The following is a 22,868-nucleotide window of genomic DNA, read 5'->3' as shown; positions in this document are numbered from 1 at the left end:
GTCTACTGACAGTCTACTCCAGAAGTAAACCAAAAGTGGTTCACCGCAGCTTCCTTGCCCTGCGCTTTTATTTGCCCTCGCTGCTACCTTCTTTTCCGAAGCTGCTGGCAACATCAAACGTCGCCTCTACGCCGATGCGAAAGCTCGTCGGCGGCGAGAGCAGCGTGCCCAGTTTGAAGGAAGAATCAGCAAGCGGACTCTGGTCGTTGAAGATGTTGAACACACCGCCAGTGAGGGCGACATTGCGGCTGATCGGAGCCTTGAAAGTGAGATCCCACTTGGCGTAGTCCGGATAGTAGTTGTTGCCATAGAGGCGGGGTCGTCTGCCAATCAACTGACCGGTGAGGGCAACGTTAAAGCCGCTGGGTGTGCCGTAGCGCAGGCTGACGGTAGTGCTGTTGAAGGGCACGTCCAGGGCGTTGTAGCCGTAGTAGTAGCCGCTTTGAACTCCGGCATCCGGCACCGGTCTTACCTTGCCAGTGGTCGGGTCGGTGTAGGTATCGCTGAGCTGGTCGCCCACCGGTTGCGCGTCGGTGATCGCGCTGGCGAGTTTGAAACCGAGTTCAGGAATGATCTGCCAATCGAAGGCAAACTCCCAGCCCGAGCTGCGGTACGCCTGGGTGTTGATAGTGATAAAGGGGGCTACAACATCATTAGGAGCGCCAGGAATATTGTCGAGGTTGACAAACACGTTGTCGAGCAGATAGTTCTTGATATCTACCCGGTAGTAAGTTGCACGCAACAAGGAAGTAGGGCTGAGTTTAATATCCAGGCCAATGTCGTACACTGTCCCAAGTTCTGGCTTAAGATATGGATTGGGAGCGTAGTAGTCTTGGGGAAGTGAGGTATTGGAAGCTCCATAGCCAAATAGTTGAGCCAGACCGGGAGTTTTGACGCTCGCTGTCCAATTGGCGCGCAAAGACACGGGCTCCGGCTCGGAAGAACCGCTAAAGTTGTACCGCATGGCAACGCCGGGCGTGGTGTAGGTGCCGAAGTAGTTGTCGTTGGTCATGCGGGCACCGAAATCGAGGGTGAAAGCTTTATCGGGGCTCTTTAGCTCACCTGTAAAAAAGACAGACCAGCGGTTGATTTCACGGTCGTAGGGAAAGTAAAGAATGAAACCAACTGAGTTCCCAGGCACGTTCCGTGGAACTCCATCAGGACCTGCGCCAAGCTCGGGTACCGCGTTGTAGCGCAAAGTCGTAAACTCTGCACCCATATTCAAAGAGAAGTCGTCGAGGGGTTGGGCTGTGTAGCGCAACTGCCCATCCATTGAGCGACTGGAGACAAACTGCGTACCCAGAGCCGAGGGATAGTCGAAGAACGAGCCATAGTAAGAGAATTGAGCGCTGAGAGTGTCGGTCTTGTTGATCTTCCAGTCCCAAGCAAAGCGGGCACTCGTGTCATCTTCCCGCTGATCACCGAGGCCACCGAAAGTTGAGTACTGTGAGGCGGGAGTGACAAAACCACCAAAAGAAGCATTGTATACAGGAGCTGTATACTGAGGCAAGTAGGTGCATAGCGCATAACCTTTGACTATCTGCTGTGCGTTTTGGTCACCCTGAGCTGCCAGCTGCTGAAGATTATACAGAGCTTGATCTCCGCTTCCAGAATCGTTCAATTTTTGAACGAGATTTCTGAAGGGATTGGTAGCGATTGGAAGGATCCGGTAGAGATTGCCGCCCAATACTTGAGGTGGCGGAACAATGTAGCACTTATTGGCAGCATTGGGCAGAGCAAACTGATCGCCCAGGTGAGAATTTAGCTGAGTAAAGTTGAAGGTGATCGTGTGATCTACCGCAGGCTTGTAGACAAACTTGCTGTAGTAAAAGTCGTTGAAGGTATAGGCTCCTGAAGTGACACTCGGAATTTTTACAGGGTTCTGAAAGAGCTGAAGACTACCAATTTGAGCACCCTTCTTCGGGTCGAATTCAGGAAATATTTTAGCGAAGCCATCAGGATCTAAGAAAGAAATAGAATTAGCTACCTGTATGCCTGCACCGACAGGATCCTGATAATAGTTGCCACTGAAGTTGTTAAGGGCACTGCGACGCTCGTAACCGAGGTTGTAGCCGAAGAAGCCTTCCTGATCTTTGCCAATGCCGTTGCTGCCTGAAAGATCGATGCGGTACTGACTGTAACCAAAGCTGCCGTTGGTGGTGTTCACCCTGACTTTGGGCGGCCCACTCGGTACCTGAGTGATCACGTTGATCACCCCGGCAATTGCATCGGAGCTGTACTTGAGCGTCGCACCACCGGTGATGACTTCGATGCGCTCGACATTGACCACCGGTGTTCTACCGATGTCAGCCGCACGGTTGTCGGCGGCACGAATAATCGGCGCGCCGTCGATCAAAAACAGGATGCGGCGCGTGTCCAGGCCACGGATATAGGTGCTCGTCTCGGAGTTGACACCGCCGAGTGAGTCGAGGGCGGTGACGTTGGGAATGAGCTTGAGCACATCGTTTACGGTCGAAGCCCCGGTCGCCTCAATGTCCTTTCTATCGACCGTGTAAACCGTAGTAGGCGTCTCCAACTCCGGCCTGCGGGTGCGGGTGCCGGTCACCGTCACATCTTCGAGCAGATCCGTCTCATCCGTTCCATCGGTGCTGCCGGCGGCAGGAGCCTGGGACGGCTTTGCCTGTTGGGCAAGCTCTAAGGGAGTCGAAGCCGGGTCGAGCAGTTGGGCCTGCACAGGCTCAGGAGCAAGGGCGAACAGCGCCTGCTCTTCCTGCTGCTGCACAAGGTCTTTGGCATTGACAGAAGCGGTGTGGGCGAGGTCTTTGACTTTGCTGACGGTCGTATCGTTAACAGTGGCGCGAGCGACGACAGGCGGCTGTTCGGCCTGGACCGGCAGTGCTGCCAAACTGGTCAGCCACGCCAGGCAGACCAGCGGCGTGTAGCGCCGGAGCTTTCTCAAATCAACAGCACTATTTTTTTGGCTCAACTGATACATGACTTTCACGCACTCCCCAACAGATAATGAACGCAAAACATAGTCATAACTAAAAGTCAGCTCTGTCCTTTGTTTGCTGACGAGCAGGCTGAGCTACCTAATTGTCATGGCTAAATCGAGCGTTCGTGAAGTACTGTACCAGGAGTTGGTTAAGGGTTGGTTATCTTGTGAGCTTTCGTGGGAAATATTTTTGGGTGGAGCCGGTCGTGGTGAACGGGTGAAGATTTGAACAGGGCAGTGTGGATGCACCGTACTGTAAGAATGCACCGGCAAGGTTAATAGAAGGTTGTCGAGCCGTTAAAGATAGAAAAAATGGGGAAAGACCCAGCTCTCCCCATTTCGGTGTCAGGTTCGACGTGGATCAAGGCTGGAACTTGAAGATCGTGCCCTGGCCGTAGAGGCCACCGCTCGTCGTCGTGCTGTAGAAGGCACCGTCGCTCGCCAGCAGCAGCGTGTTGGGCGCGGCACCGTCGGTGCTGTTGAATGAATAGAGGACAGTGAAGGTGCCATCGGGCGTGAGCTGGAAGATCGTGCCGAAGCCAAAGTCACCGCCGCTGCTGGTGGTGCCATAGAAGTTGCCGTCACTCCCCAGCACCAGAGCGCTGGTAGGGCTCGCTCCGTCGGGGCCGCTGAAGGTGTAGAGCGTCGTCAGGGTGCCGATCGGCGATACCTGGAAGATCGTGCCGAGGCCCAGATCCCCGCCCTCTTCGGTGGTGCCGTAGTAGTTGCCGTCAGCGCCGAGGATGAGACCGGCGTTGGGCAACTCACCGTCGCTGCCACCGGTAAACGAGTAGAGGCTCGTGACTTTGCCCTTGGCATTGACCTGGTAGATATTGCCGAGGCCAAATTGTCCACCGATCGTGGAGGTGCCAACAAAGTTGTTCTTCCCGGTGCTGAGCAATTCGGCAGATGAACCACTGCCGTTGTTGAAGTTAAACGAGCCCAGAGCGCTCACGCTGCTGTTCGGCAGGAACTTGTAGATCGTACCGGCTCCGAACTGGCCTCCAGCTGAGGTCGTGCCGTACAGAGCGTAGCCGCTGCCGAGGGTCGGTGCAGCGAGGGGGTTGCCGCCATCGCTAGCGCCTGTGAAGGTGTAAAGAGTACTCAGATTGCCAGCGGTATCGATCTTAAAGACGGTGCCGCTGGAGGCATCCGGGTTGCCGCCAACCTGGGTGGTGCCGTAGAAGAACTTGCTGCCCTTGCCCTTCGCAAGGGCGTTGGGCGTAGAACCGTCGATGTCGCCGGTGAAGGTATAGAGGGTGCTCAGGCTGCCGTCCGGCGTTACTTTGAAGACGGTACCGGCGGAAAAATTACCGCCTCCCGCTGTCGTGCCGTAGAAGTTGCCGTCGCTGCCCTGCAGCAGGTCGTTGGGGAACGACCCATCGACGCAGATGGTGAGATCGGCGCAGAACGAATAAAGGGAAGTAAAAGTACCTGCCTCAGCGCGGCTGGAAAGTGCCGTCAGACCGAGAGCTGGTGCCAGAAGGAGGGACAAACACAGTGTCCGAGTCGCTCGGAGGACCGGGGGAGTGATCATAGTTGCTTCTCTACCGAGTAGTGGAACGAGAGCATTGTAAGGGCAGAAGCCCATAGGGGCATGTACGGAGGGCAACATAGATTGTGCATCTGCTACGCTGCTAACAAGCCTCAAACGCCTGTGAAATAAGAGTTTTAAGGTTGGTACATTCCACTGCTGAACCAAATATAGGTGTTATAGAATACAGGAAATGTGTGCAAAAATTGAATATCGCTGATCGTCCGCTGTTGATGTCATTCAGGACGAATCTTGCTTGCGGTTCGGTGCGCAGCAGGAGTGTAGAAACGCGGATTTTGAGTGACAGAAAGCCAGACCAGCTCCCTAACCAGTCGTTTGTCCGGACAGCTTCTTGATGGAAACAAAGGACAATTTGCAACTGCTCATCGAAACAGCGGCAAGAAAACACCACCTGGGAGACATACCCGGTGCCCTCGATGAATACAACAGAGCGATCGAGCGCGAACCGGACGATCCGTTTTTGTATGGTTCGCGAGGATTTTTCTATCTTGCAGCCAGGCAAAGGGCGGCGGCGAAGGTCGATTTTGCCAGGGCGCTTGAGCTATTGCAGCCGCTCCTGCAGACCGAGGAGGCACAGGTTCCCCCCAGGCACCCCTTCAGCCGGGTACGGGTTTCTCATCGAATGCTCAAAAATGCACTTGCAAATCTCCGCTGACTTGAGCCAGTACTGAAGTCCAATCGCCGGGGGCGGGCTGACGAAACAGGCGGGCCGTGGGATACCAGGGGCTGTCGGGGCGCTCCAGCAACCAGCGCCAGTCCGGCACATGGGGCAGCAAGATCCAGACCGGTTTGCCCATTGCCCCGGCCAGATGGGCGACTGCCGTATCGACTGTGATCACCAGATCGAGTTTGTCAATCGCCCAGGCGGTGTCGGCAAAGTCGGCGCAATGAGAACCAACGTCGGTGATCCGCTCGCCGTAAGCAGCCAGCTCTGCGGCTCGTTCTCCCTTGTAGAGGGAGAAAAAAGCGATGTTCTCAAAAGCGACTAGCGGCGCGAAGTGTTCGAGGGGGCAGTAGCGCTTGTGATCGCTGTAGAACAACTGCTTGGCGGACCAGACGATGCCCACCCGTGGAGCCGACTTGCTCCCGTTCAGCGATTGCTGTAGATGCTCAGGCAATCGGCAGGTTTCGGGAGCCCGCAGGTAAGGAACATCGCGAGGGATCGTCTCTATCCGCGCCTCAGTGATTCCCGGCAGACTGAGCAGCAGGGCGTGGGCGTCAAAGGGCGGCAGCGCTTCGCCGGGCGTGGCGAGCTGGTCGATACCGGCACAGGTAGCAAGAAGCGGCTGGAGGGCAGGCAGGCACTCGACGATCACCCGCGCCCCCGCCGCCTGCAACTGCGCCGCGTAGCGCACGAACTGAATCGCGTCGCCAAAGCCCCCTTCTGCCTGGATAAAAAGCGTCTTGCCTTTTAATGCCTGGTAGTCTCCGTCCCAGCGCGGCTGGCTGAAGTGTCGAGCAAAGGCGCTGTAGAGCGGCAATTCTCGCCGCCACTCGAACTCTGCCCAGCCTTCTTTGAACTCTGCGAGCAAAAGCAGAACCGTCGCCCGGTTGAAGTGGGCCTGGGCGGCCTCGGGGTCCAGTTGGAGCGCCTGGGCATAACAATCCAGCGCCTCGCCAAATTTGCCCTGTTCCTGCAGCGCAAAGCCAAGGCTGGTGTAACCATCTGCCAGATTGGGGGCAAGCCGAACGCCCTCCCGGTAGCTCGCTTCTGCCGCCTCGAAGTTGGCCTGACATTCGAGCAGTTCACCGAGGTTAAAGTGCAACTCGGGCCAGCCGGGCTGGAGAGCGACGGCCTGGCGGCAACTGGCTACTGCCTCGTTGAGCCTGCCCAGTTCTTTGAGCACCTGGCTGAGATTGCTGTGGGCTGGGGCAAAATTCGGTTGCAGGGCAATCGCCCGCCTGCAGGCGGCCTCCGCTTGCTGGTATTTTCCCTGGTCCATCAAGGCGATGCCCAGGTCGTTATGAATTTCTGCTCTTTGAGGTTGCAGGGCGAGGGCGCGCTGACAGAGGGCGGCAGCCTGCTCGGGCCGCCCTGCCTCCAGGTGCCCGGCAACTTCTTCGAGCATGGCCTGCACCTGTCGATCCAGCAGAGCGAGCTGGCTGGACTGGCTGGCCCGCTCCTGCAAGGCGGCGGCAACATTTTCCAGCACTGCCGTCCATTCTTCCGGTGTGGGCTGACGAAAAAGGCGAGCCGTGGGATACCAGGGGCTGTCGGGGCGCTCCAGCAACCAGCGCCAGTCCGGCACACGGGGCAGCAAGATCCAGACCGGTTTGCCCATTGCCCCGGCTAGATGGGCGACCGCCGTGTCCACAGTGATCACCAGATCGAGTTTGTCGATTGCCCAGGCGGTGTCGGCAAAGTCGGTGCAATGAGAACCAACGTCGGTGATCCGCTCGCCATAAGCAGCCAGCTCTGCGGCTCGTTCTCCCTTGTAGAGGGAGAAAAAAGCGATGTTCTCAAAAGCAAATAGCGGCGCGAAGTGTTCGAGGGGGCAGTAGCGCTTGTAATCGAGGAAGAAGCGCAGACCTGGAGCCCAGACGATGCCCACTTTCAGCCGCTGCTCGCCGGTAAGGGCAATCTGCAATTCAGCGGGTAACTTGCTGCGCACGGGAGCGCGCAGGTACGGCACCGGAGCTGGAATCGTCTCGACGGTCGTACCCAGCAAAAGCGGTAGGCTCATCATCGCTGCGTGCAAGTCGTAGGGCGGCAGGGCTGTACCAAACAGCACAAGTTCATCAATGTCAGGACAGCTAGAAAGCAGCGGCAGCAGCGGCGCGTAGCCCTCGAAGATGACTGTTGCTCCGAGCGCTTTGAGGGCACTAGCAAAGCGCACGAACTGAATCATGTCACCAAAGCCCTGCTCGGCGCGGATCAAAATTCGCTGGCCCACTGGGTCTGTGCCATCCCAGGCAGGCTGGATAAAGTCGCGCTGGTTTTTAAGAAACAAAGGCGTCTGCCAGCGCCACTCCGACTCGGCCAGTCCAGCCTGCAGCTCGCCGTGGAGCATCCGCAGACAGGCGTGGTTGCAGTGGGTCTGGGCACAATCTGGGTCGAGCACCAGCGACTGCTGGTACTCTTCTTGAGCAGCGTCAAGCTGGCCCAACTCTGTCAGGGCCGTGCCCAGATCGCCGTGAGCGGCGGCCAAATTTGGATCGAGGGCAAGAGCCTGACGCAGAACGGCTGCTGCTTCTGTGAACTGGCGCTGATTGAGTAGAACATTCCCCAGGTTGTAAAGCGCCGCGACCAACTGCGGATTGCACTCGAGCGCCCTGCGGTAACTGACAGTGGCCTCCGCCAGTTGTTGCTGCTCCTTGAGTACATTGCCCAGGTTGTTATGGACTTCTGCCCAGTCGGGTTGCAGCCTGAGCGCCTCACGATAGCAGGAGGCCGCCGCTTCCCACTCGCCCTGTGATTCCAGCGCGTCGCCTAACTCATTGTGCAACTCGGCCATTTCTGGGTTGAGGGCGATGGCATCGCGATAGACAGCGATAGCTTCCGGTATCCTGTCTAGATCTTGCAGGACATTGGCCAGCCGCAGGTGCGGCTCTAGAAAACCCGGCTGCAGAATAATCGTGCGCCGGTACTCTGCCGTCGCCTCTGCAAATCGCTCTTGTCTTACCAGCAAATTCGCAAGGTTGAAGTGGGCAAGAACAAACTCCGCATCGAGGGCAATTGCCTTCTGATAGCAGACGAGCGCTTCCTCCAGTTGCTCAAGGGCCGACAGTGCATTGCCCAAATTGGTCTGCACCTTGGCTGAAGCTGGCTCGACAGCCAGTGCTCTTGTAAACCACTCCGCTGCTGTGGCAAACTCCTGGCGCTGGAAAGCGACCACTCCCAGTCCGTTGAGTGCGCCCGGCTGCTCGGGCTGCGTTTGTAGCACCTGTGCAAAAAGCAGGGCGGCTCTATCGAGGTCTCCTGCTTGAAAGCACTGGCGCGCTAACTCCAGAGCATCGAGCGGCTGTGCAGCGAAGACCATGACAAAGAGGCAGCGTTCTAGCTTGTCTGCTTCGCTCTGGCTTTGCGCCTGCGGCCAGCCACAAGCCCGAGAGCACCGACTGCTATGAACCCACCGCCTACTGTCGGTTCCGGTGTTGGTGTCGCCCCTTGCAAATCAATATTGTATGCAAATGTATCGGGGGCAATACTTCCTAGTTCAAAATAACTGTCCCACAGGGGTGTTGGCTGAGGAGGCTGGTACGTACCTGTAGCAGGAGTTAAGCTTGGATCAAAAACACCTGAACCTGACGCAAAGTTGATTGGGTCGTATCCAGCCAGGGAAATCCCCAAGTAGTAGGTGCCGGACACAGTAGGAGTAAACGTCAGCTGGGAGTTGAGATTGTTGTTGAAAGGATCGTTGGGATCGACAAATATATTGGCGTTAAAAGCCAGTCCGCTTCCCTGGCTGTTAAGCAAAACCAGATCAGTATCGGCGGTTGGAACTCCATTAGGCTGTGTAGTACTCGTAGCCGTCACTGTTGCTGTAAATGCCTGGCCTGCTGTCAAAGCAACTGCGTACACGTCCGCATCGGCAAATCCAGTGGATACCTGATCGATCTCGCTTATATTGCCTTGAATATCAAAACTGCCTGCTCCACCAGTCAAACCGGGTGCGCCAATTGCAATATTTTGAAATGTCGTTGGCGTCTCGCCCGCATCTCCTCCCTGCTCGACATAGGTATAAGCTCCAGCGCTACTGCCCAGGAGCGGCAGCAGTAGGCCAGCACTGACAAGGGCGGCAAGCGTCGTTTTGCTGATCATCTGACACAGACTCCTCAATCGATGTTTTCTGGACAGGTCTCATGGAGCACCAGGATTACCGCTTTGAACCTCGCACCGCTCGAAAGTGCCTCTCGAAGCACCCAGCACTTCCCCTTGCACTCGACAGGCACTCAGAAAGCCACAGCCCTTGGCTGTTTCAAGCTAGAGACGAGATGGAATGAAGGTAGCATGGACAACTGAAGCAACTATGTTCGCTACAACACATTGACAGTGTTTCAAAAATAGCGGCAACCGGATAAGCAGCATCTGACTGCTAGTCAGACTAGAGTACTAGAAAATGCAAGGACCACTAGTGGTATTAATGTTATTCACCGTGTTCCTCACACTGGTCTTCAGGCTACTACCGAGGGGACCAAAGCCTAGCGAAGTGGCTAGACCCTCATACTGACTCGGGGTGGTTGGGAAGGTCGAGGCGGCCAGTGCCGTTTGTACAAAACTCTTGATAGCGTTGCCAATGCTGGCGCTTCTAGGTACTGTGCAGTAGAGGTCCAGGAACGTCGTCGAGACGATCGGGTAAGCGGTGCTGCCGGAAGGATCGACCAGATAGGTCTTCAGATATCCATAGTCGTCTGGGTCATCTACAACGAGATTGCCATTGATGTCCGTCAATACAAAGTTCTTGACAGCGTTGAAGGCATATAGGGATGTCGGCACAGCATAGCCGCCCGACTTGTTTTGCAGTCTAGCGCTAGGTAAGTTACGACCGGGTGTGCCAGACCCGGCATAGGGACTGACGAATGAGGCCGGAATGTAACCGATTGAGTAGGGGATGGCACTGATTGCGCTGGCAGTGCCATTGGCGCTACTAGCAGTAGCAGTAAACCCGCCGAAGTTGGGAATCATAGGCCAGGAACCGCTACCATTGGTTATGTCTGGTACGAACAGGTCAGGGGAGAGCCTGGAGTCCGCACTCGGGCAAATAGTATCGAGGTGGAAGAAAAAGTCCTGCGTCGTGCCATTAGTGTCAGAGCGGACCACCAGCGTGATCGTCTGGTTGACGTTGCTGACGATCTGGTTCCAGTTGGTGATGAGGCCCGCCCAGATGTCGCAGTACTGCTTGCGAGACAAGCTCAAGATCGAGGGCAACTGTGCCTGTCCAGCTGGACCTCGGTTGTAAGCTAGATTGATCGTGCTGACACTTGTGGGCACCTGAATGGGATCACCGGCTCCCTTTTTTTTAGCGTTGGCACTGTAGTTGCTCTTGTCGGTTGAGGAAAGAACTACAGAGCTGGAGTTGAAGTCATTGAAGGGATACGGATAGCTTGTCGTCTGATTATCGGTAAAAGGTGGTGGGCTCGTGGGTGTGCCATAGGTGGAGGTCAAAAAGGCGAAGTTGTTGCGGCCAGAGCCATTACTAGTGCAGATGGGCTGAAAAGAGCTGGTAGTTCATACCTGTAAAGGCTTGCCCTGGTGGGTCCACTTGAACGGCTTCGCCCATTCCAGGTTGTAATACTCAATAAAGGCCCACACCCGCTCGCGCAACTCCTCAACTGAGCGGAACGAGCTACGCCTGAGCACTTTGCGTGCCAAGATCGATAGCCACATCTCGACTTGATTGAGCCAGGAGGCATGTTTGGGTGTGTAGTGCAAAACAACTCGGTGCTTCGGATCGCTCAGGTATGCCTGTCGGCTGGCCATCGACTTGAGGATGCCGCTTTTGCCTTTGCGCCCCAACTTCTCAGAGCTACCCTCCACAGCAGCGACTAACCGCACCAGCAACTCAGACTGATGAATGTTGAGATTGTCCACCACAAAGTGCCAGCGCACAGCCTCAGGACGGGTGCCCATCGCCAGCACCAAAGAAAGAGCGAAGTCTTCTTCTGCACGGGTGGGAGCGGCAAACGGCGCGACAAGTTGGCCACTGGCCACCTCCCGATGAATAATCAGAGACAGCGTGCCGTGACGAATGTACTCAAACTCCTGCTTCTCAGGCGCTCCTGGCCGCATTGGCTTGTCTGGATGCAGACGCTCCAGTGCTTGCACTGCGGTCATTTCATCACTGCTGAAAACTACTTCTCCCGCCGCTTGCAGGGCGGGTGCCTGTTGGTAAAGTGCGCAGATGTGCTGCACTTTAGGTTCAAAGTTCTCGTCTTTTAGCGCGGTGAGCCAGCCCCGGACGCGGTGGGGTTGGAGATCCCCTTTTTGAGTAGGCGCAAGGCATGACGCGGCGAAATTGAAGGCAGGATGCCACGGGCCACGATTTCTTTGGCGATTTCGCTGCCAGACCACTGAGTAATCGGGCGGCCTGATTTTTCTGGCGCTTCACACGCTAGAGCGACAATCTGACAAAACTGCTCCGGGCTAATAGCAGACTTCTTGCCTGCTCTGGGGGCATCGGCCAGTCGCTCCTCAATGCTGAGATCTGGCAGTGGGATGGCCGCAACAGCCAGCCAGCGGCTGCGCCAAAAGCGCACGGCATCGGGGTCCGTGTCGTGAGCGTGTGCCACCTGGGAGTTATTGAGGCCGTCGGCGCAACCAAGAATGAGTTTGGCTCTCCAGGCTAGCTGTTGGGGGGTGCTGTGTTTGGTTGAGAATTTCTGCAGAGCTGAGCGGACATCTTCAGCAAGCACCAGAGCGGGTGGTTTGGGTCCAGGCATGAGTGGTTACCGAAATCCTGCCTACAAACTACCAGACTGACTCAGCCCACCTGCACTAGTAGCAGCATAGTAGTACTTGAAGGACTGAGAGGTAGTGCAGCCAGCAGGCTTGGAGGTAGTGCTCAGCGGTGTGCCATAGCAGTCAAACCATGTACGGTAAAGTGCTGCAGGGAAGCTATCACCACTACCGTAGATGAGGGTTTGAGCAGCGATAGGCAGTGGCTGCGAGACAGCTTCGATGAGCATCAGGCTACCAGCAAGGGCCAGACCGGATACCAGACTTGACTTGGAAGAGTGAATGAACATTGAAGTAACTCCTTTAGTTGGAGGCGAAAACGCACGAAAAAACCACCCGCTTCTGTTCTGTTATTTTTCAGCGGCAAGCAACAAGAGTCGAACCATCACGTTCTCGATGGTTCAGTTATTAAGAAAGTTTGAAAGCACTTCTGGGAAACTGCAAGTAATTATAACGGCCACAGGTGAAATCAGCATGTTTGGAGCAATACATAGATTGCTTTGCTTTGCTGTATCGGAGCGGAGGTGGCCTGTGAGGGTCTCGATATCCACAGCGTCGATCAGGCATAAGTACAAGTGGTTCAGCTCTTCCGTATCCGTAATCGCCTCCAGCATTGCCTGCAGATCTTTGGGCAAAGGACCGAACTTGTGCTCGAATACCCACTACAAAAGAAAAACGCCGTTGCCGCCCCCGCATTCTTGAGCAGATTCAGCCGTCTCGGCTCAGCAGGTAATCGATCGCTCGCTTCTGCTGGTCGATTGCTTCTGTAAGCCGAGCAATAGCTTCTGCGTTGCGGGCGATAGCTTCTGCGTTGCGGGCGGTGCTGCGGGTGTTCTCCAACGTCTCACGAGCGAGAACCTCGATGATGGCCTCGATGCGGTCCAGACGGTCAGGAGGGGGAGATATAGCCATTGCTCTGCTACGCGATGGGTTGAACCTGGCTTTTGAAGGTCTCGACATCCGGGGCATCGATCAAGATCAGAGCCAGCCGGTCCAGTTCTGCCACGTCAGCAATTGCTTCCAGACTCTCTTGCAACTCTTCGGGCAGGGGACCGAACTTGTGCTCAAACAGTCGCTGCAAAAGCTGCAACCTGCCCACAATCCGGCCACGCTGCTCCCCACGCTGCTCCCCGCGTTGCTCCGCCTGCTCAACGATGTCCCGTGTCAGCTCCTGAAACAGTGGTGTCTCCTGCAACAAATTCAGCATCGCCCTTCTCCTGAAAAACGCTGTCGCTACCCTCACGTCTTTGAGCGACGCGAGCAAAGCGGTCACAGCCAGCACTTCGTTGCGCTCCTGGCTCGATTGTACTCCCGCCTCAATCACCCCGGAAGACGCTTCTAGCAATGTTTCTAGCTGCTGGCCATTCGTAAGGTGGCAGCAGCGCTTGCCAGCACAGCCGCCCAGTCTCCCGGTGCCGGTTGACGAAACAGGCACGCTGTAGGATACCAGGGGCTGTCCGTGCGCTCCAACAACCAGCGCCAGTCCGGCACAAAGGACAGCAACAGCCACACCGGCTTGCCCAACGCTCCGGCCAGATGCGCCGCTGCCGTATCGACCGTGATCACCAGATCCAGCCTGTCAATCGCCCAGGCCGTGTCGGCGAAGTCGGTGCAGTGCGTACCGACATCGACAATCCGCTCGCCGTAAGGTGCCAGTTCTGTCGTCCGCTCGCCCTTATAGAGCGAGAAGAAGGCGACACCGGGCGTTTTCAAAAGTGACTCGAAGTGCTCAAGCGGACAGTAGCGCTGATAGTCGATAGAAAAGCGCAGAGCCGGAGCCCAGACGATGCCCACTTTCAGAGGTGCCGGTGCGCTCAGTGCTGCCTGCAGTTCGAGAGGCAATTTGCAGCGGGCGGGAGAATACAGGTAAGGCACTTGCGCTGGAATGGTTTCAAGCGTTGTGCCCACATCCAGCAACAGCGGCAGGCTCATCATCGCCGCGTGCAGGTCGTAGGGCGGCAGTGGTGCGCCGCACAACACAAGCTCGTCGATGCCCGAATAACTCGACAATAGCGACAGCAGCGGCGCGTAGCTCTCGAAGATAACCGTCGCCCCGCGTGCTTTAAGAAGGGAAGCAAAGCGCACGAACTGAATCATGTCGCCAAAGCCCTGCTCGGCGCGGACCAGGATTCGCTTGCCCGCCAGATCGCTGCCATCCCAGGCGGGCTTGCCGAAGGTGCGCTCACTCTTGAGAAATAGCGGTGTTTGCCAGCGCCACTCTGACTCAGCCAGTCCAGCTCTCAGATCGCCCCGCAGCATCAGCAGGCTGGCATAGTTGCAGTGGGCCTCTGCCCAGTCAGGCCACAGCCGAATGGCCTCCCGATAACAGCAAGCTGCTGCCTCCCACTCGCCCTGTGACTCCAGCGCGTCGCCTAACTCGTTGTGCAACTCGGCCATTTCTGGATTGAGGGCGATGGCATCGCGATAGACAGCGACCTCCTCGTCCATCTTCCCCAGATTCCGCAAGATGCCTGCCAGGCGCAGATGCGCCTCTAAAAAGTCCGGCTTGAGGGCAACTGTGTGCCGGTACTCTGCCATCGCCTCTGCAAACTGCTCTTGTCTTACCAGTAGATTCGCAAGATTAAAGTGAGCAAGGGCAAAGTCCGCATCGAGGGCAATGGCCTTCTGATAGCAGACGAGCGCTTCTTCCAGTTGCTCAAGAGCCATCAGAGCGTTGCCCAGGTTGGTCTGCACTTTGGCTGAGTGCGGCTCGACAGCCAACGCTCGTGTAAACCACTCGGCTGCCGTGGCAAACTCCTGGCGCTGGAAAGCGACCACTCCCAGTCCGTTGAGTGCTCCCAATTGCTCGGGATGCGTCTGCAGCACCTGCGCAAAAAGCAGGGCGGCTCTATCGAGGTCTCCAGCCTGGAAATACTGGCGCGCTAATTCCAGAACATCGAGCGGCTGTGCAGCAAAGACCATTGTCAGGAGCGCACCGCCTCAGCCTGCCTGTTTTGCTCTGAGCTTGCGCTTGCGGCCAGCGAAAAACCCGAGAGCACCGATGGCCAGAAGCCCGCTGCCCACCGCTGGTTCTGGTGCCGCTTGCGCCCCTTGTAGGGAAATGGTGTAGTTGGAAAAAGCGATACTCGGCTGAGGGGGCGGGCTTGTGAATGCTTCATCAGCTCCCCAACTACCAAAGGGCGTGTCCGATACCGCTGGTGAATTACCTATGATTTGAAAACCAAAGTTAGGACCAGAATCTATAGCACTTAAGAAAATCGGATTACCTGCAGTGTCAAGCGGCACATAGTTGCCAAGAGTCGCAGGCGAGCCAATTGCCAAATAGTATATGCCTGATTCTTGAACGCTGAAATTGCTGATCGAGGCCAAAGTATCTGCATTCGTGGGGTCGGTGCCGGTATTGTCGTTCCATACCTGTCCCACACCACTCGAATTAAACAAGTACAGTTCAGTCTCTACAGAACTGTCGGGCGTGTTAACAGACGTGGTAGCCGAAAAAGAGGTACCAGCAGTGAGAAAGATGCCATACATATCGACATCATTGCCATAGGTTGGTGCGTTCTGTGAAACAGCGTTGGGATCGATGATGCCGCTGATCGAGGTGAGTTCTCCTGAACCTGTGGTCAACTGCGCTCCTGTTGTGCCAGTGACGTTGTAGATGTCGCCTGCATCTCCCTGCTCAGTGTAGGTGATAGCCTGAGCGGTACTCGCCATGCCCAGCACTAACAAAGCGACTCCCGCTATTACAACACTGCCTCTTGGACTCCTCATCGTTTTACCTCCTCATCGAGCCTGTAGTCTTACGAAGCCCCACTGGCTGTAACAGTAGCGAATTGGGATAAGGCTAGCATGGACAACTGAAGCGGCTGTGTTTGCTGCAACACATTGGCCAGCAACCGCAAAAAGGACCGGCAGCCAGATGTTGCTTATCCGACTGCTGGCAAGGAGAGTAGTTATTAGCCTGCCTGTTTTACCTTGGCCTTGCCTTTGCGGGCAGCGAGAAACCCGAGAGCGCCGATGGCAAGAAGACCGCCACCTACTGCCGGTTCCGGAACCGCTTGTGCTCCTTGAAGGGTAACGGTGTAATTGAAGACTACAGTACCTGGGTTAGGAACGCCTGTACCACTAAAATCAAAAGCCGGATCAACCCCCCAACGGGCAAAGGGATTGGTCGTCTGGGCGGGCGAGGTGCCTGTGACCGGGCCGCTGGTTGAGGGATCTGCACTGAGAAAAAGCGGATTGCCCGAAGCATCTAGAGGTACAAAATTGCCAGAAGAGCTAACCCCCTCAATTGCTAAATAATATGTACCTGATTGCTTAACACTGAAATTATTGATTGCAGATAGACTATTTTGGGGGGTATTGCTAATATTGTCGTTCCAGACTTGTCCAATACCACTTGAGTCAAACAAGTATAAGGCTGTATCGTCACCGTTATTATTCGTTGTGAAAGTCACGTCTGCTGTGAAAGAGGTACCAGCAGTGAGATAGATGGCATAGGTATCCACTTCATTGCCGTATGTTGGCGCATCAGGAGAGGTTGCTGGACCATCAATCAGGCCACTAATCGAGGTCAGCTCTCCTACACCTTGAGTCGCCTGCGCAGCCTGTGCTCCTGTCGTACTCGGGTCTTGACCTGCATCTCCCTGCTCAGCCCAGGTAATCGCCTGGGCACTGCTAGCCGTCGCAAGCATCAACAAGACGGCTCCCGCAGCTACAACACCGCTTCTTAGGCTACTCATCACTCTCCTCCTACGGAACATAAAGCGCTAATACAATCAGCCATTGTTGGACCGATACCAGCCAGAGGCTGAGACTAGCATGGGCAATTGAAATAACCATGTTTTCTACAACACATTGGCCAATATCTCCCAAAAAGTACCGGCAGCCGGATAAGCAGCATCCGACCGCCGGTGAGGTGAAGCTATTAGTGACGCCTACAGGCTGCAGGCACCGTTCGTGGTGTTGATCTGACCTACCGTGCTTCTCACGCTGGCCTTCAAGCTGGTGCCGAGGGGAGCAAAACCTAGCGATGTGGCCAGGCTATCGTACTTACTCGGTGCAGTCGGGAAGGTCGAGGTGGCCAGGGCGGCATTGATGAAGCCCTTGAAGGAGTTGCCAACACTGGTGCTTCTGGGCACTTTGCAGTAGAGATCCAGGAACGTCGTCGAGACAATCGGGTAAGCAGTGCTGCCGGAGGGATTGACCAGATAGGTCGTCAGAGCAGCGTAGTCCGCCGGGTCGCCGATCACACCGTTGCCGTTGGTGTCAGCAAGAACAAAGTTCTTGACAGCGTTGAAGGCAGCTGTGGGCGAAGGGGCCGTGAACGTACCCAGCGAGTTTGCCAGCCTAGCACTCGGCAGACTACGGCCAGGCGTACCTGCTGCGGCATAAGGACTGACGAACGAAGCCGAGATGTAACCGATTCCGTAGGGGTTGCTGCTGATGCCGGTGGCAACACCATTACTGCCATTGCCTTGAACCACGTTGAGGCTCGGGATCGTCGTGTTCTTGAGGTTGATGTAGGCAGGATAGGGCGAGGAGCCACTGCCGTTGGTCAAGTTCGGCACGAAGAAGTCAGTAGAGATCCTCGAATCCGCGCCGGGGCAAACGGTGTCGAGGTGGAAGAAGAAGTCCGCTGTCGTGCCGCTCGAATCAGAGCGGACCACCAGTGTAATCGGCTGGTTGACGTTGGTGACGATCTGGTTCCAGTTGGTGATAAGCCCCGCCCAGATGTCACAGTACTGCTTGCGCGACAAGTTCAGTGTCGAGGGCAGTTGGGCCTGGGTAGAAGGACCACGGTTGTAGGCGAGGTTGATTGTGCCCACCACAGTCGGCACCTGAAGCGGAGCGCCCGTGCCCTTGCTGCGAGCACCGTTGGTGCCGTTGTAGTTGCTCAGGTCGGTCGAGGAAAGCACCGCGTCGCTGCCGTTGAAGTCGTTGTTCGGATACGGATAGGCAGTGGTCTGGCTATCGGTGAAAGGCGGCGGGCTCGTGGGGGTGCCGTTGGTGGAGGTCAAGAAGGCGAAGTTGTTGCGGCCAGAGCCACTGCCGACAGCAGCGTAGTAGAACTTGAAGGCAGCGGAGGTGGTACAGCTGGCGGGCTTGGTGGAGGTGCTCAGCGCTGTGCCGTAGCAGTCGAACCAGGACCGGTAGACCAGCGAGGGAAAGCTCGCGCCACTGCCGTAGACGAGGGTCTGGGCAGAAGCGGCCTGGATGATCATCAGGGTACCGGCGAGGGCCAGACCGGATGTCAGACTCAGCTTTGAGAAGTTGGCGAACATCATTTGGCTCCGTAGTGTCGATGCAATTGCATGAACAGAGGATAGAAGTCACGTGGGCAGACCCAAACGCTGGAGAATTTGCAGCACCATCTGGTCAACTTTGCAGGAGCGCGGACGCACCGGCAAAAGATGACGCGCAGAAACATCCGCCGTAACCCAATAATGGGAGATGCGAAGTTTCGCTCAAGAACTTGGTGAATCGATTGCACAGCCAGGCCGCTCGGGCTTCCTGACTGAATCGATACCTTCAGGAAGTGACGCTTTGCTCGATAAAAAGCCTGCAGGGCAAGCCTTTTAGAGAATGGGGGAACTATCTAAATCCCTTGAAGGTCATCTCCTACGTCGGACTGCATTGTTACCACGAACCACAGTAACCCGGCATGATTAACGGACGTTTAACGGAGCGTTAGGACTCGATTATTGCGACCTAAAATGAAGATATTTTTCCGAAGCGATTGCCACCGAAGTTGCTTTGATAAGTAATGAATGTTACGATTCTGACCCGTATCCTCAAGCTTTCTTATCCACCCCCGACATTGAGACATCTCAGCTAAATCTTACAAAAGAATTTTACCGGAGACGAATTGTGGGCACATCCAAGGGCTTCGGCAAGCCGTCGCGCTCGAAAGCAGGGGGCCGCTCCGCCCAGCCATCTTCCCTGCGCCGCACCCTCGATCAGGCCCGGCAGTTTATGCAATCAGGCCAGTTGCAGCAGGCGGGCACGCTCTACCAGCAGGTGCTGCAGGCCCAGCCAGACGAGATAGAAGCACTCTTTCACTTCGCTGTCGTGCTGATCCGCTCAAACCAGCCGGGCCTGGCAGGCCAGTTGCTCGCCCGCGTGACGGCGCTGCAACCGGATTGGGCCGAGGGCCACTACATGCTCGCTAACGCCTTTGTCCAGCAACGTCAGCCAGTGCCGGCGGAGGCGAGTTTTCGGCAGGCGATTGCTCTCAAGCCCGACCTGGCCGAAGCCCACTCCAACCTGGGCCTTGTACTGATGGGACAGAATCGCTTCGCCGAGGCGGCGGCGAGTCTCAGGCAAACCATCGCTCTCAGGCCCGAGGCGGCGGAGGGGCACTACAATCTTGCCGGTGTATTGCTTAGCTGGGCAGAATTAGAACCCCTGCTGGCGGAGGACCTGCACGCCGAGGCCGGGGCGTGTATGCGCCGGGCCATTGCCCTCAGACCCAATCTGGCCAGAGCCCACACGGGGCTGGGCAGTGTGCTCGTCAGGCAGGGGCAGCTCGCCGAAGCCGAAGCGGCCTGCCGCCTCGCCCTTACCCTCGATCCGAAACTGGCCAAGGCCCACAACGATCTGGGCTACGCCCTGGCCGAGCAGGGCCGCTTCGCCGAAGCGCTCGAATGCTACGAGCACGCCCTCGCCCTCGATCCGAATGACGCCCAGGCCCACTGCAACCGCGCCTGCCTGCGCCTGCTTAAAGGCGATCTGGCGGCGGGCTTTGCCGAGCACGAGTGGCGCTGGCGGCTGCCCAACCGGACCCTCCGGCCCTCGCCGCCCCCAGCCTGGGACGGCAGCGACCTGGCGGGGCAGACGATCTTGCTCTACCCGGAGGCGGGACTGGGGGATACGCTGCAGTTCGTGCGCTACGCGGCGCTGTTGCACAGACAGGGGGCAAAGGTGATCGTCGAGTGCCAGCCGCCCCTCAAATCCCTTCTGGCACGGGTTCCGGGCATCGACGCAGTTTACGCCGAAGGCGAGGTGTTGCCGGCTTTTGCTGTCCATGCGCCGCTGATGAGCCTGCCCTACCGGTTGGGCACCACCAGCGAAACGGTGCCCGCCGCCATTCCTTATATAGGTCCGCCGACAGCTCCCCCCCCCAAGGCCGATCGCTTCGCACCGCTTCTGACCACCGACAACCGTTGCAAGATTGGCCTGGTCTGGTCCGCCGGTCCCCACGGACGGCGCAAGCGCTCCTTTGCGCTTGCACTCTTCGAGCCACTTCTCGATAGCGAGCAAGCGCGCTTCTTCTCGCTCTACAAGGGCGAACAGATAAGCGAACTGGCAGCGTACCAGGACCGGGTGACGGACTTAGGCTCGCATTTTACGGACTTTGCCGATACGGCCTGGGCCATCGACAAACTCGATCTGGTCATTGCCGTCGATACGTCCGTCGCCCACCTGGCCGGGGCGATGGGCAAACCGGTCTGGATCGTGCTTTCTTATGTGCCGGACTGGCGCTGGCTTTTAGACCGCACCGACAGTCCCTGGTACCCCACGGCGCGTCTTTTTCGCCAGCCCGTCCCCGGCAACTGGCAGGGAGCAATTGCCCAGGTAGTCGCAGCGCTTACGGCTTTCTGCAGACGGTAAGCTGAGGGAGACCCGCCTTCCGATGCGAGTATGGCTCTCTCCTCATCCTTTCCGAATCTGACCGCCCTCGAAGAGGACTACCTGCTCATCCTGCAGGGCCAGGATCTGTTTGGTCTGCAGATCAAGCGCGCCCTCGAAGAGGCGTCCAACGGTGAAATCGTCGTCCGGCCCGGCTCGCTCTACAACACTCTGCAGCGCCTCGAAAAAAAAGAATTGCTCGAATCCTGGTGGGCAGCCGATCCTGACACACCGGACAATCCCCAGTTGCGCCGCTACTATCGGTTGAGCGAGCGGGGCAAAGACTACCTGGCCTGGCGCGAGTTGCGGCGGCAGCAGTTTGCCGCCTGGATCAAAGCACAGGCAAACTAGGACCGGCGCTTGCACCAGAGCCGCCACATCTGGCGAAAAGCCGATTCGACGGCCTGGGCAAAATTGGCTTCGTCGCACAGCACAGAAGCCTGCATTCGTCCTCTAAGCGCGTTGCGCAGTTTACACAATTTCTCCAGGTCGGTTGCAAGCCCAAGGGCAGCTTGGACAAATTCTTCCGGCGTCGCCGCCGCCAGGGACTGCAGGCCGAGGGCACTCAACAAAGAAAGCCCGTAGCGCGAAGCGGTGCGCTCGCCTACCAGCGAGATCACCGGTACACCCATCCAGAGCGCTTCGAGGGTCGTCGTCGCACCGTTATACGGGTAGGTGTCGAGGGCGATGTCGATCTGTTGGTAGCAGGCGAGGTGATCGAGCGGGTCCGGCAGCGTCTCAAGCCAAAAAATCCGCCCAGGCTCGATGCCGTGGCGAATAAAGGCGGCTTCCAGGCGCTGGCGGGCAGCCGGTTCGCCCGCCTGCAGCGTCTTTAGCATCAGGCGGCTGGTGGGAAGTGCAGTGAGGACCGCTGCCCAAAGCTCGACGGTGGCCGGGGCGATCTTTGTGATCTTGTTGAACGAGCCGAAGGTAATCCTGCCCAGGGTGAGGGCCGGCAGGGCACCCGCCACCGGTGCCTGGGGATGGGGCCGGTAGCAGTGGACGGGCCGCTCCAGGTTCCAGAGCGCTTCTGCAAAAAATTCCGGCGTCTCGGGCGGTGAGAGCCAGCGATCTGAGAGGCGATAGTCGATCGCCGAAAGCCCCGTGCTGCCGGGAAAACCGAGCCAGCTCACCTGCAGGGGAGCGACTTTGCGGGCAAAGAGCGTCAGGCGGTTGCCGGAGGTGTGGCCCGCCAGGTCCACCAGAATATCGATCCGGTCGGAGCGGATCTGCCGGGCGACCGCTTCATCCGGCTCCCCGGCGGTGGGCCGCCAGTGGAGGACCAGCTTTTGCAGGCGGGCCGTAACGGCGTCGGGCACGAGCACGTCCGCGTAGCAGAAGATCTCGAAGGCTTGCCGGTCGTGGGCTGCGAGCAGCGGCTCGATAAACCAGGCGCAGGAGTGGGTGCGAAAGTCGGGGCCAAGATAGCCGATGCGCAGGCGTCTATCGGGATCGGGCACATTCGGAGGCGCTTCCTCCCGCTCGATCGTCCGGCAGAAGTGGGCAAAATCGGCGAGGGCAGCGCACCACTGCTCCGGGGCAAGATCGTCCCGGTACTGCAGCGAGAGGAGCAGGCAGGTGTGGGTGGCGGCGTCGGGAGCCAGTTCGAGGGCGCGGCGGTAGTGGACCAGGGCCGACTCTGCTTCTCCCTGGTTCTGGCGGACGATGCCCAGGCAGGTATGGGCACCGGCCAGATCCGGCCTGGCAGCGAGAACCGTTTCATAGCAGCGGCCCGCCGCTTCGAGCTGTCCCTGGTTGAGCAAGATCCAGCCCAGGTGGTAGGGCGGCTCGATCCAGTCGGGGTTGAGGGCCATGGCCTCTCGAAAATGCACCGCCGCCTGCTCGCTGTTGCCCAGAGCCTGCAGCGCCAGGGCGAGGCCGTTGTGGGCGGGAGCGGAAGTGGGAGAAAGAGCGATCGCCTGCTCAAAGTGCGTAGCCGCCTCCTGCGGTCGGGACAGTTTGATGAGCGCCGTGCCCAACTGGCGATGGGTCTCACCGTCGCCGGGTTGCAGCGCCACAGCCCGCTCCAGCAGGTGCGCCGCTGCCGCGTATTTTTCTAGTTGCAACAGCACGCCCCCCAGACCCGCCAGCGCCTCCGGACAATCCGGTTGCAGCGACTCCAGAATCCGGTGATAGTGATCGCCCGCTTCGAGCCATCGCCCGGCAGCCAGTTCGCGGGCCGCCGCTGCAAGCGCCTGGCGCACCGGGGCCGGGTACTTGCCGGTCTTCTCACCAGGCCGCTTACCAAATCCCCTGGCTCCACCCATCTTGTCCGCTTCAGCCCCAAAAAGCTCAGGCAGTCTAGCCTATGGGCTCCCAGCGCGCCAGACGGCTGCGATACATCAGCCGGTTTGACAGTTGCCGCCTGC

The 22,868-nt window shown here is 57.6% G+C and carries 17 protein-coding genes; 3 read left to right on the top strand and 14 right to left on the bottom strand.

The features are described 5' to 3' along the window. Positions 1-67 precede the first annotated feature (67 nt). Together GKIL_RS13995 and GKIL_RS13990 are read right to left on the bottom strand one after the other, a co-directional pair. Positions 68-2,992, bottom strand: a complete 2,925-nt coding sequence (locus GKIL_RS13995; protein ID WP_144080399.1) for a TonB-dependent receptor plug domain-containing protein — start codon at positions 2,990-2,992, stop codon at positions 68-70. Between the two features lie 325 nt (positions 2,993-3,317). Further along, entirely contained in the window at positions 3,318-4,451 is a 1,134-nt protein-coding gene (locus GKIL_RS13990) for a choice-of-anchor tandem repeat GloVer-containing protein (RefSeq protein WP_187293816.1), read from the bottom strand. A 394-nt stretch (positions 4,452-4,845) separates the two neighbouring features. Here GKIL_RS13990 and GKIL_RS24845 point away from each other — a divergent pair, with 394 nt between their 5' ends. Continuing rightward, entirely contained in the window at positions 4,846-5,166 is a 321-nt protein-coding gene (locus tag GKIL_RS24845) for a tetratricopeptide repeat protein (RefSeq protein ID WP_023174325.1), read from the top strand. Here the strand turns inward: GKIL_RS24845 and GKIL_RS13985 are convergent. The 11 genes from GKIL_RS13985 to GKIL_RS13940 form a co-directional block, all read right to left on the bottom strand. Continuing rightward, positions 5,138-8,491 (bottom strand): tetratricopeptide repeat protein, encoded by a 3,354-nt coding sequence (locus tag GKIL_RS13985; protein ID WP_023174323.1) that lies wholly within the window; start codon positions 8,489-8,491, stop codon positions 5,138-5,140. The genes GKIL_RS24845 and GKIL_RS13985 overlap by 29 nt on opposite strands. Positions 8,492-8,508: 17 nt before the next feature. Then, entirely contained in the window at positions 8,509-9,273 is a 765-nt protein-coding gene (locus GKIL_RS23680) for a pre-peptidase C-terminal domain-containing protein (RefSeq protein WP_023174322.1), read from the bottom strand. A 291-nt stretch (positions 9,274-9,564) separates the two neighbouring features. Beyond that, positions 9,565-10,617: a substrate-binding domain-containing protein gene (locus GKIL_RS13980; RefSeq protein ID WP_023174321.1), complete on the bottom strand. Its 1,053-nt coding sequence runs from the start codon at positions 10,615-10,617 to the stop codon at positions 9,565-9,567. A gap of 63 nt (positions 10,618-10,680) precedes the next feature. Beyond that, the gene (locus GKIL_RS13975; RefSeq protein WP_223173771.1) at positions 10,681-11,364 is read right to left on the bottom strand and encodes a transposase; all 684 of its coding nucleotides are present in this window, start codon (positions 11,362-11,364) and stop codon (positions 10,681-10,683) included. A 23-nt stretch (positions 11,365-11,387) separates the two neighbouring features. Beyond that, a complete protein-coding gene (locus tag GKIL_RS13970; protein ID WP_023173029.1) occupies positions 11,388-11,891 on the bottom strand; it encodes a helix-turn-helix domain-containing protein in 504 nt (167 codons plus the stop codon). A gap of 724 nt (positions 11,892-12,615) precedes the next feature. Beyond that, on the bottom strand, positions 12,616-12,819 hold the full coding sequence (locus GKIL_RS13960) for a hypothetical protein (RefSeq protein WP_023174317.1): 204 nt from the start codon (positions 12,817-12,819) through the stop codon (positions 12,616-12,618). A gap of 7 nt (positions 12,820-12,826) precedes the next feature. Then, a complete protein-coding gene (locus tag GKIL_RS13955) occupies positions 12,827-13,114 on the bottom strand; it encodes an RpnC/YadD family protein (RefSeq protein WP_144080398.1) in 288 nt (95 codons plus the stop codon). 143 nt (positions 13,115-13,257) lie between these two features. After that, the gene (locus tag GKIL_RS13950; RefSeq protein ID WP_023174315.1) at positions 13,258-14,829 is read right to left on the bottom strand and encodes a tetratricopeptide repeat protein; all 1,572 of its coding nucleotides are present in this window, start codon (positions 14,827-14,829) and stop codon (positions 13,258-13,260) included. A gap of 18 nt (positions 14,830-14,847) precedes the next feature. Next, positions 14,848-15,582 (bottom strand): hypothetical protein, encoded by a 735-nt coding sequence (locus GKIL_RS13945; protein ID WP_041243956.1) that lies wholly within the window; start codon positions 15,580-15,582, stop codon positions 14,848-14,850. Positions 15,583-15,824: 242 nt separating this feature from the next. Beyond that, the gene (locus GKIL_RS23675) at positions 15,825-16,562 is read right to left on the bottom strand and encodes a PPC domain-containing protein (protein WP_245595940.1); all 738 of its coding nucleotides are present in this window, start codon (positions 16,560-16,562) and stop codon (positions 15,825-15,827) included. A gap of 243 nt (positions 16,563-16,805) precedes the next feature. Further along, positions 16,806-18,155 carry a substrate-binding domain-containing protein gene (locus GKIL_RS13940; protein ID WP_041243955.1) on the bottom strand — a complete coding sequence of 450 codons (1,350 nt, stop codon included), beginning with the start codon at positions 18,153-18,155 and terminating at the stop codon, positions 16,806-16,808. 583 nt (positions 18,156-18,738) lie between these two features. Between GKIL_RS13940 and GKIL_RS13935 the strand changes: the two genes are divergently transcribed. Continuing rightward, positions 18,739-20,481 (top strand): tetratricopeptide repeat protein, encoded by a 1,743-nt coding sequence (locus tag GKIL_RS13935; RefSeq protein ID WP_023174311.1) that lies wholly within the window; start codon positions 18,739-18,741, stop codon positions 20,479-20,481. 30 nt (positions 20,482-20,511) lie between these two features. Next, positions 20,512-20,850, top strand: coding sequence for a PadR family transcriptional regulator (locus GKIL_RS13930; protein WP_023174310.1), 339 nt, complete (start codon positions 20,512-20,514; stop codon positions 20,848-20,850). Here GKIL_RS13930 and GKIL_RS13925 read toward each other — a convergent pair. Further along, complete coding sequence (locus GKIL_RS13925) at positions 20,847-22,766, bottom strand: O-linked N-acetylglucosamine transferase, SPINDLY family protein (RefSeq protein ID WP_023174309.1); 1,920 nt, start codon at positions 22,764-22,766, stop codon at positions 20,847-20,849. The genes GKIL_RS13930 and GKIL_RS13925 overlap by 4 nt on opposite strands. Between the last annotated feature and the right edge of the window lie 102 nt (positions 22,767-22,868).

It is taken from the genome of Gloeobacter kilaueensis JS1 (assembly GCF_000484535.1).
Classification (GTDB): Bacteria; Cyanobacteriota; Cyanobacteriia; order Gloeobacterales; family Gloeobacteraceae; genus Gloeobacter; species Gloeobacter kilaueensis.
This window is presented reverse-complemented; position numbering and strand designations above follow the sequence as displayed.